This is a genomic window from Lactobacillus sp. A27 (assembly GCF_016742815.1).
GTDB classification, from domain to species: domain Bacteria; phylum Bacillota; class Bacilli; order Lactobacillales; family Lactobacillaceae; genus Lactobacillus; species Lactobacillus gallinarum.
This window is the reverse complement of record NZ_JAEHNT010000084.1, coordinates 67260-76719: the sequence shown is the minus strand read 5'-3', so window position 1 is coordinate 76719 and position 9460 is coordinate 67260. Positions and strand designations below refer to the sequence as shown.

Annotated in this window: 12 protein-coding genes; all 12 read left to right on the top strand. The window is 36.2% G+C overall.

What is annotated here, in order from left to right:
* The coding region (locus tag JEM49_RS09130) for a DUF3232 domain-containing protein (RefSeq protein WP_201874722.1) at nucleotides 1-290 on the top strand (290 nt) is incomplete at its 5' end.
* 137 nt (nucleotides 291-427) lie between these two features.
* Nucleotides 428-1234: a helix-turn-helix domain-containing protein gene (locus JEM49_RS09125; RefSeq protein WP_201874720.1), complete on the top strand. Its 807-nt coding sequence runs from the start codon at nucleotides 428-430 to the stop codon at nucleotides 1232-1234.
* A complete protein-coding gene (locus tag JEM49_RS10605; protein WP_242509812.1) occupies nucleotides 1231-1752 on the top strand; it encodes a helix-turn-helix domain-containing protein in 522 nt (173 codons plus the stop codon). Before JEM49_RS09125 ends, JEM49_RS10605 begins: the two co-directional genes overlap by 4 nt.
* Before the next feature lie 7 nt (nucleotides 1753-1759).
* The gene (locus JEM49_RS10600; RefSeq protein ID WP_025005073.1) at nucleotides 1760-1978 is read left to right on the top strand and encodes a hypothetical protein; all 219 of its coding nucleotides are present in this window, start codon (nucleotides 1760-1762) and stop codon (nucleotides 1976-1978) included.
* A gap of 9 nt (nucleotides 1979-1987) precedes the next feature.
* Nucleotides 1988-2809, top strand: coding sequence for a helix-turn-helix domain-containing protein (locus JEM49_RS09115; protein ID WP_201874717.1), 822 nt, complete (start codon nucleotides 1988-1990; stop codon nucleotides 2807-2809).
* Between the two features lie 214 nt (nucleotides 2810-3023).
* On the top strand, nucleotides 3024-3425 hold the full coding sequence (locus JEM49_RS09110) for a GtrA family protein (RefSeq protein ID WP_025005071.1): 402 nt from the start codon (nucleotides 3024-3026) through the stop codon (nucleotides 3423-3425).
* Between the two features lies 1 nt (nucleotide 3426).
* On the top strand, nucleotides 3427-4353 hold the full coding sequence (locus JEM49_RS09105) for a glycosyltransferase family 2 protein (RefSeq protein WP_201874715.1): 927 nt from the start codon (nucleotides 3427-3429) through the stop codon (nucleotides 4351-4353).
* A 176-nt stretch (nucleotides 4354-4529) separates the two neighbouring features.
* Nucleotides 4530-4958, top strand: a complete 429-nt coding sequence (locus JEM49_RS09100; protein WP_201874713.1) for a hypothetical protein — start codon at nucleotides 4530-4532, stop codon at nucleotides 4956-4958.
* Nucleotides 4959-5028: 70 nt separating this feature from the next.
* Nucleotides 5029-5778 carry a hypothetical protein gene (locus tag JEM49_RS09095; RefSeq protein ID WP_201874711.1) on the top strand — a complete coding sequence of 250 codons (750 nt, stop codon included), beginning with the start codon at nucleotides 5029-5031 and terminating at the stop codon, nucleotides 5776-5778.
* A 117-nt stretch (nucleotides 5779-5895) separates the two neighbouring features.
* On the top strand, nucleotides 5896-6066 hold the full coding sequence (locus JEM49_RS09090; protein ID WP_201874709.1) for a hypothetical protein: 171 nt from the start codon (nucleotides 5896-5898) through the stop codon (nucleotides 6064-6066).
* 176 nt (nucleotides 6067-6242) lie between these two features.
* Nucleotides 6243-8126, top strand: a complete 1884-nt coding sequence (locus JEM49_RS09085; protein WP_201874707.1) for a flavocytochrome c — start codon at nucleotides 6243-6245, stop codon at nucleotides 8124-8126.
* A gap of 116 nt (nucleotides 8127-8242) precedes the next feature.
* Nucleotides 8243-9340, top strand: a complete 1098-nt coding sequence (locus tag JEM49_RS09080) for a glycerophosphodiester phosphodiesterase (RefSeq protein WP_201874705.1) — start codon at nucleotides 8243-8245, stop codon at nucleotides 9338-9340.
* Nucleotides 9341-9460: the final 120 nt, after the last annotated feature.

Here is a 9460-nt window from a genome sequence, read left to right as displayed (position 1 = left end):
AAGAATATGCTTTAATTGTGTTGCGCTTCAATGATCAATTGGCCGCTTGGCGTAATGAAATGGACGGTCAAGATTACCGTGTTTTAGCAGAAAACTTGGATCAGCATCGCACCAATATTCATAATTTTTGTTTGTCCGACATCAAGATCATGAATCGTTTAGCTGAAAAAGCGCACCAAGCTCCATTTTCAGTCAGCTCAAAAGATGATCCTGATCGTACTGATTATGGTCAAGCAATCGTGAAGTTTTGTTGTGAGGATGTTTGTGGGGTTGTTAAGTCTAGTAAATAATCAAGTAACTGAGAATTTGTTTTCATGACAGATTCTCAGTTTTTTGCGCTTTCATGGAAAAATCTTCTATACAGAAGATTTCAAGCTTTTTATAGAAAAACCAAATACTATATAAAGTAAGAAAATGAGGTGCAAATATGACGATCGGACAACAACTTAAAAAATCACGACTTTTATTTGGTTTAACACAGGAAGAAATGAGTGCGGGAATTGTCAGTGAATCTTTTTATTCTAGGGTTGAAAGAGACAAGAATGCCATCACTATCAACAAACTAATCGCAATGTTGAATGCTAATAATATCTCTTTGAATGATTTCTTTAAGACTTTTGATAATGAAGGGATGCCAGAACTTAAGCTACAAAGACAAATTTATTCGGCATTTAATGATCGCGATCTTGATCAGCTTCATCAGATAGAAAAAACTCTGTCTTCTAAAAATGATGTATTGTATTTTAAAACTAAGTTGATAATCGCAACATTAGAACATCGTTCAATTAAAATGCCAGATTCAATTCGTAAGCAATTAAAAACTAATTTAATAGATCTTGATCTAAAAGAGCAGGACTTTTGGGATTTGGCAATTAGCGTTCCTTTGTATCAATTTAGTGAATTGACTCCGTTGATGAGTTATATTATTGCTCATTTTTCAAAGCTGGATCTAGATAATTCTCAGGTAGTTATATCATTAATGAACTTATTGATTGGTTATCTTGACCGTGCTTATAGAGAAAAACATCTTGCGGAAGCAAAAAAGACTTTGAATTTTGCTAATAAAATACCTAATGACTTTGAAATTATGTTTCATAAATTAATCATTAAATATTATTCGGCTTTGATAGACAAAAATCTTGAAATGGCTAAAGGCATAACAGATCTTTTACAAATTTGTGGTTATCAAAGATACATTGATATGTTGCCGCAAGCTAATAGAGGATCAAAATGATTGGCGCGCATCTAAAAGAAGTGCGGAAGTCATTACATTTTTCGCAAGAACAGATGACTGAGGGAATATTGGATCGCTCATTTTATTCCCGAGTAGAAAATGATTGTAGTGAAATTAACGTTAATGATTTAGTCAAATTGCTGCATTATCATCGAATTCTGGTAGTAGATTTTTTACGAGGATTTGGGACGACATCAACTGATATTGAAATTTTGCAGAATCGGATTACTACGGCGTATTTAAATGAAGATGTGGTTACTCTGCAAGATCTTTATATTAATACTAAATTCGCTGATGTGAGAATGAAGAAAGTAGTACGGATATTAATTAATCGGTTGAACGGCGTCAACAATTTAGATGAAAGAGATAGAGAATTTAGCTATAGTTTTTTGAACGAAGATAACTGGAATTCTGAGAACCTTTGGTTAGTACTTCATATGCTAGATTTGTATGAATTATCTGATTTAAAGATATTGGTCGAAACTATTTTTCATAAAGTAATTCGTAAAAAAAAATGAACGATCTATGCAACTGGCGGCACAGATCGCTCTTAAGTATTTGGAGATTTGCTGCAAGCGTCAAACTAAAAACAGTGAAATTAAGAATGCAATTGCTTTTTTGCAAAAACTGCCTAAAACAACTAATTTTGCAATTCATAGGATAGCAGCAGAGTATTATAATAGATTAGTTAACCATGATCAAGAAGGTGCTGATAAAATAGCAAACTTATTAGTTAGAAATTAGAGGCAGAAAATGACAATTGGTGAGGCGTTAAAACAAACCCGTTTGCATGCTGGATTGACGCAAGAAGAGATGGCTGCTGGAATTATCTCAGAATCACTTTATTCTAAGGTAGAAAGAGATATTCATGAAATTGATGCGAATTTGTTGATCAGAATTTTATCAAAGCATCATTTTGATGTTGGAAGTTTTTTTAGCCGAGTTAATAATTCTGATAATACAACTGATCCTAATTTTGATTTGATGAATCAAATTAGTTTTGCTCAAAATCGCAAAGATCTGAAAAAGCTAGATGAAATTGCGGCCAAAATAGCAAATCGAGGAAGCACATGTCCGCCTAGTTTCTGGCTTAAGTTTAGACTAGAGGATGCCTATGCCTGGGTACTTCATTCAGACAAATGGATTAGTCCCGAACTGAAGAGAAAGGTAAAGGCAATCATCATGGATGAAGATTGGAACAGGACGGCTTATCATTATTTGAGTCAAGCTGTGATCTTTTTAGATATTGATGATGCCTATCAATTAGTTGATTCCGCATTTTGTTCATATGAGAAAAATCCGGCCACCGATACGTTCACTTTACAGTTTGTTGCGATAATTGCCGTTAATTTCTTGAATTGTTGTTTTCATAAGAATGCTAGTAAAAAATATACCGATCGCGCGATTCAATTTTTACGCGAATTGCCGGTTGATGGAGCTATTGGGATTAATAGTGTGCTCGGCACATATTATGAGGCGGTCTTTGACGGGGATGCCAAAACTGCGAAGGAAGTTATTGATGTCCTAAAAAAGAGTGGTTGTGTCTCGTTAATTGAAGATACTTTTAAAAAGTAGTGCAAACTGTCTAGGTCAAATTTAGGCAGTTTTTTCAATGCACACAAAAAATAAAATCTTTAATTTGGAAGATTTTATGATTAATTGCGTTTCTTTTAGTATCATAGAAATGTTTGTGCTTTAAATTAAGAAAAAGCCCGGTATTCAAAGATAGAAGTAGTATAAGTATCCTTTGTCACTTTGGATACTGAAAATAGGAAAATGAGTTTAGAGAATGAAAAAAATAATCTATTCAGAGAGTTTCATCCAATTAGTCAAATACGTTTTAATTGGGGGGTTAGGGCTAGTTGTTGACTTTGGAGTCTACACGATTTTGACGCATTTCAAGATGAATGTAGAAATTGCTAATATTATTTCCTCAACTTGCGGAATAATTAATAATTTCTTTTGGAATTCGTATACTAATTTCAAGGTACACGACCGACTTTTATTACGGTTCATTTCGTATTTTTTTGTCGGTCAAATCACCACTGTTTTTACCACAGTTTCCTTATTTATCTTTGTTACACAACTAGGTTACCCTCACTTAATCGTGAAGGCGGTAGCGACTTTTGTTGCTACACTAATTCAGTTTATTATTAATAAAATAATTACTTTTAGAAAAGTCGGAAAGTAGAATGAAAAAATTGTCAATTGTGGTGCCGTGCTATAACGAGCAGGAGTCATTACCCCTGTTTTATCCAGCGGTGCAAAAAGTATTGCATGATATGCCAGTCAAAGCCGAGTATTGGTTTGTCGATGATGGTTCTCGTGATCATACCTTGCAGGAGATGCAAAAGCTGCACCAAGAAAATGAAGCCGTACATTATATTTCTTTTTCAAGAAATTTTGGCAAAGAAGCAGCAATTTATGCAGGTCTTAAAGCTGCTAAGGGAGATTATGTAGTCTTAATGGACGTAGATCTACAAGATCCGCCTGAGTTTTTACCGAAAATGTACCAGCTGCTTGAATCTGGTGAGTATGATGCGGTAGGGTGTCGTCGAATTGATCGCACGGGGGAGAGTAAATTTAAATCATTTTTGAGCGATCAATTTTATAAGGTGATTAATAAAATGTCTAAAACCGAGATCGTTTCAGGTGCACGGGATTATCGCATGATGACACGACAGATGGTTAATGCCGTTTTGTCAATACCCGAGTATAGTCGCTTTTCTAAGGGAATTTTTTCCTGGGTTGGTTTTAAAACTAAATATCTTGAATACCATAATGTAAAGCGTGTTGCTGGCGATACTGATTGGACGACCAAGAAGCTATTCAAGTATGCATTAAGTGGAATTGCCGACTTTTCACAAGCACCTTTAAATTTATCAGTTTGGATTGGGATAATTTCCTTTATATTGTCGATTGCTGGTATGATTTTTGTCATTGTCAGAAAAATTATCAATCCAGGATCTAGTATCTTTGGTTGGGCTAGTTTGGTTTCCGTGATTTTATTAATTGGTGGTTTGCAGCTGCTTTGTATCGGAATTATTGGACGCTATATTGGTAAAATTTATTTACAAGTGAAGAATCGACCAATTTATATTATTAAGGAAGAAAAGTAATAAAAGTAGAAGTCAATATAAAAAAGATAGATTGGGATAAAGTAGGCTGGCGTGTTTGCCCTTATATCATTATTTTGCTTGTAATTTATATGATGATCAGGAGTCAAATTTTAACGCATTCAGTTCTTTTAACCAGCGATGCGTTGCTGCATTTCCAGAGACTCTACGATACGAGCATGCAGATTAAGACTGGAAATTTCTCATATTTTCAAACTAATTTTGCCTTTGGTCATTCTGGGAGAATTTTTAATGCCGTATATGGACCGTTTTTAGCCTATGCGGGTGGATTGTTATTGCTTTTAGTTCGTAATTGGTTTAATTTCCAGATTCTAGTAATTTTTATCGTATTTTTAATCGCCGGAATTGGAATGTATCGATTGGCTTTGAAGGCAAAGGTCAATGAAGTTATCGCCATTTTACTTGCTATATTGTATTTGCAATTTGGGATTGTTGCGGGAATTCTGCGTTTCAACTTTATGGCGTGGGGTGCAGCACTTGCTCCGTATGCTATGATGCAAGTACTTTATATGATTGAAGATAAAAAACGACCAATTCATTGGTTGAGTTTAGCTTTAATCATGGCATTGATTGCTCAAGTACACTAGCTATTGACTATTTTCATAGCTTGTACCTTTTGCCATTTATGCTCTAGTTAAAACTGCTGAAAAGAAGCAGATGATTATTGATTTCTTCAAGGCAGTTGGCACAACGCTGGTATTAACAGCTAATATCTGGGGCGCGTTGTTAGTCTTATTTTGGAATAATAAGATTTCAATGCCCAATAGATACAACTTATATTATCATGTCATCAAGTATAAGAAATTCACTAATATTCATGGACTTCTTTTATTCTCGCTGATTTTACTTCTTGTCTTTCAACTGATCTATGTATTGACGCATTTGCGAGAATCGGTTGTTAATACGTTGACTACCTTTGTTGGATTATTCATCTTGTTGATCTCATCGCATCTGATGCCATGGGCTAAGATTCAAGCAGTTTTTCCTAAGTTAACTTCTTCACTGCAGTTTCCTTACCGATTAACAGTGGGTGCATGGCCATTGCTTTTACTGGGAATAGGAATTTCAATGACTAATTTGATGAAGAAAAATATCAAGTTAGTTAACATGTTGGTGATTATTGGATTAGTTTTAGCATTTGCTCAAAACTTTGCTGCTAATTATACGACTAATAGAACTAGAGCATTAGAATTCTTGGATCCACATCACGTAGTAATTATTCAAACTTACAGCAAAATTACGAAACACCGCAAAAAGTTGCAACACATTTTGCGTTATACCAATAATGATCAGCTCTTTGAGGCCATTAACCATACTGAGCCAGATTATATGCCATATACTAAGCATGCTTCAAATGCGACATATCAAAAGAAGATTTTGAATCAAGCTAAGCATTATCATTACTAAGTTCAAGGCAGTAAGCTGATCCTTACTTGGCATAGTAAAAAAGCAAAGCTGAAAACTTTGCCAATTGTGATGTATCATCAATCTCGCTTAACTTTGAATGGGGAGCTCCAAACTAAGATGAAGCAAAATACTATTACGCAGTCAATTATCAAAGCAAGGAAAGGCAAGAATGCCGCTAGTTTGCAGTTTATGACGCCGATTTGGTTTAAAGTATTGCTAGTGATCAGTATTTTGGGTTGGATCGAACTGATTGTGTATGGTATTTTGTGTAAAACAAAGAAAAATTAGCTTAAGATAAACGATTAACAGAATCTATGTACTATTGAAATTTTAGTACATAGGTCTTTTTAATTCACCGTAATAACAACTTTGTTATTTTTCAATTGTTAAATAAGTATTTGATTTATGAGCCATGAAAACGCTATTCTAAATATATAGAGAAAAAGAAAGGCGGAAGTTAAATAATGAAGAACGGTAAATATCAAGTACGCGCACAAGGTCATGGTTCAGAATCAATGCCAATGGCTGTTACTATCGAAGATGATAAGATCAAAAATATTGAAATTGATTCATCCGGCGAAACTAAAGGCGTTGCCGATGAAGTCTTCAACCGCTTGCCCAAGCAAATTATTGATAATCAAACTTTAAATGTTGATGCTGTTAGTGGTGCAACTATTTCAAGTCACGGCGTTGTAGATGGAATCGCACAAGCAATTACTGAAGCTGGTGGGGATGCTACAGAATGGAAGAAGCGTAATAAGCCGGTAGCTGCCAAAGCAACAGATGAAGAAATAACAGTCGACGTAGCAGTTGTCGGTGCTGGTGGTGCCGGTTTGGCTGCTGCAGTTCGCTCAATCCAACATGGTGAAAAAGTTGCTATTTTAGAAAAGTACCCACAAATTGGTGGTAATACTAGTCGTGCCGGTGGTCCAATGAACGCTGCCGAACCTGACTGGCAAAAGAATTTTAAGGCACTTCCAGGTGAAAAGGATACTTTGAAAGAATTAGCTGCAACTCCAATTGATCAAATTGATCCTGAATATCAAGATGACTTTAAGGAATTACAAAAGCAAATTAAAGAATACGTTGATTCAGGTGCAGATTACTTATTTGATTCAACTTTACTTCACGAAATCCAAACTTACTTGGGTGGTAAGAGAACTGACCTTAAAGGAAATGAAATTCACGGTAAGTATGCTTTAGTTCATGAATTAGTAACAAATGCATTGAACTCAGTTAAATGGTTAGCTGATTTAGGCGTTAAGTTCGACAATAGTGATGTAACTGAACCAGTTGGTGGTTTATGGCGTCGTGGTCACAAACCAGTTGAACCGATGGGTTATGCTTACATCCATATTTTAGGTGACTGGGTAAGAGACCACGGTGTTGATCCATATCTTGAAACTCGTGCTGAAAAATTAATCATCGAAGATGGCAAGGTTCGCGGTATAGTTGCTACTCGCGCCGATGGCAGCAAGTTGACTGTTCACTCAAAGGCTGTCATCTTAACTGCCGGTGGTTTTGGTGCCAACACTAAGATGGTCCAAAAGTACAATACTTATTGGCAAAAGATTGATGATGATATTGCTACAACTAACTCACCATCAATTACTGGTGACGGGATTAACTTGGGTCTTGAAGCTGGTGCCGACTTGTTCGGTATGGGCTTTATCCAATTGATGCCAGTAGCTGATCCAAAAACTGGTGAATTATTCACTGGTGTTGTTACTCCTCCGGCAAACTACATTATGGTTAATAAGGAAGGTAAACGTTTCGTTAACGAATTTGCGGAACGGGATGTATTAGCTAAGGCAGTCATTGCTAATGGTGGATTAATCTATCAAATTGCTGATGATAATATTAAGGAAACAGCCTACAATACTACTCAAGAATCACTTGATGCTCAAGTTAAAGCTGGTACTTTGTTTAGAGATGATACTTTGGAAGGTTTGGCTAAGCAAATTGGGATGGATCCAGATGTCTTAGTTGAAACTATTAAGAAGTACAACTCATATGTTGATGCAGGAAAAGATCCAGAATTCCATAAGAATGTATTGGGCTTGAAATGTGAAGTTGCTCCATTCTACGCAACCCCTCGTAAGCCTGCAATTCACCATACTATGGGTGGCTTGGTTATCGATACTAAGGCTCATGTTCTTAACAAAGACGGCAAGATCATTGATGGCTTGTACTCAGCTGGTGAAAATGCTGGTGGTATTCACGCAGGTAACCGTTTGGGTGGTAACTCATTGGCTGATATCTTTACCTTCGGCCGCATCGCTGCTAATACTGCTTATGAAGATATGCCAACGGAGCCAGACGCTACTTCTGGAGCTTCACAGAATTAATTGAGAAAGAAATAATATCAAAACTAAAAGAGTGAGATTTGATTCTTGCTCTTTTTGCGTTTAAAAATCAAATTTTGTGTAAAATAAAGAAGATGAAACGCAGAAGGGATAGATCAATGAAAAAGCTCATCACATTAATATTTCTAGCAATATTTCCATTCACTTGTGGGTTCATGAACATCGCTCACCGCGGCGATAACGAGCAGGGGAAATACGCTGAACACAGCTTTGCAGCATATGATCGTGCCGTTTGCGCACAAGTTGATTATTTAGAATTGGATTTGCAAGAAAGTGCCGACCATGTTTTAGTCGTTAGTCATGATACCAACTTGAGTCGCGTTTTTGGCGTGGATCAATCAATTGAGGAAAATACTTTTAAGAAGTTAACTAATTATCGTAATCAAAGCGGGGAAAGCATTCATTCACTCGAAGAGGTTTTTCAACGCTATCAAAATAACCCGCAAGTGAAGTTTATGCTAGAGCCAAAAGGCAATGGGGAAGATGCTAAAAGAATAGTTAAATTAGTTAATAAGTATCATTTGCAAAAGCGGGTTTTATTTGAATCATTTTCTGATTCAGCACTCAGTAAGCTAGCTCGCTTAGCACCCGAAATTCCGCGCACGCAATTAGCCGGCTCATATAAAGCGATCGGACGCAGTCAGGATTTTGCTGCTAGTTTTTATACTAGTGACGCTGCCAATTATTTACGTGATAAAAACAAGAAATACATGCTATGGGGCGTAAACAGTAGTAAGCAAATGTATAAATTTTTAAATCCTGATAAGGGCGTTACCGGTTTATTGACTGATTTCCCGATTCGTTTAGCCAAAATTCTGCAAGAGAATAATTATTTTCGCATTCACTATCAATCGATAATTTTTCCGACTGAAAAGCTTGCTACTAATCTTAAGTTAAAGAATGGTAATCAAGTGCAGGCTGACCAAGTTAAGTTGGTAAATAATCAATTGTGGTATCATGTTCAACCCAACATGTGGGTGAGTGAGAAAAATCTGTTTCACCATGAGTCTTCAGCTCCTCGTGCTCAAGTAGGTTTGGTTAAAGTTGACAAAGCAACACCGGTTTGGACAGATCTTTCGTTTAAAAAGTCAGCCGGCAAAACCTTGCGTGCCCACAGCCATTGGAACTACTTTGCTATAGCTAAATATCATGGCAAACGTGTTTATAATTTAGGTGGCAATCAGTGGATTAAGTGATGAATACAATACATCTATCTCTTTTTTCTAAAATAAATTCATGTTATAATCGTAACCAAAGCAAGAATCAAGAGGGATCGACTTTATTTACAGAGAAAAGCCAAACAGCTGAGAGGCCAG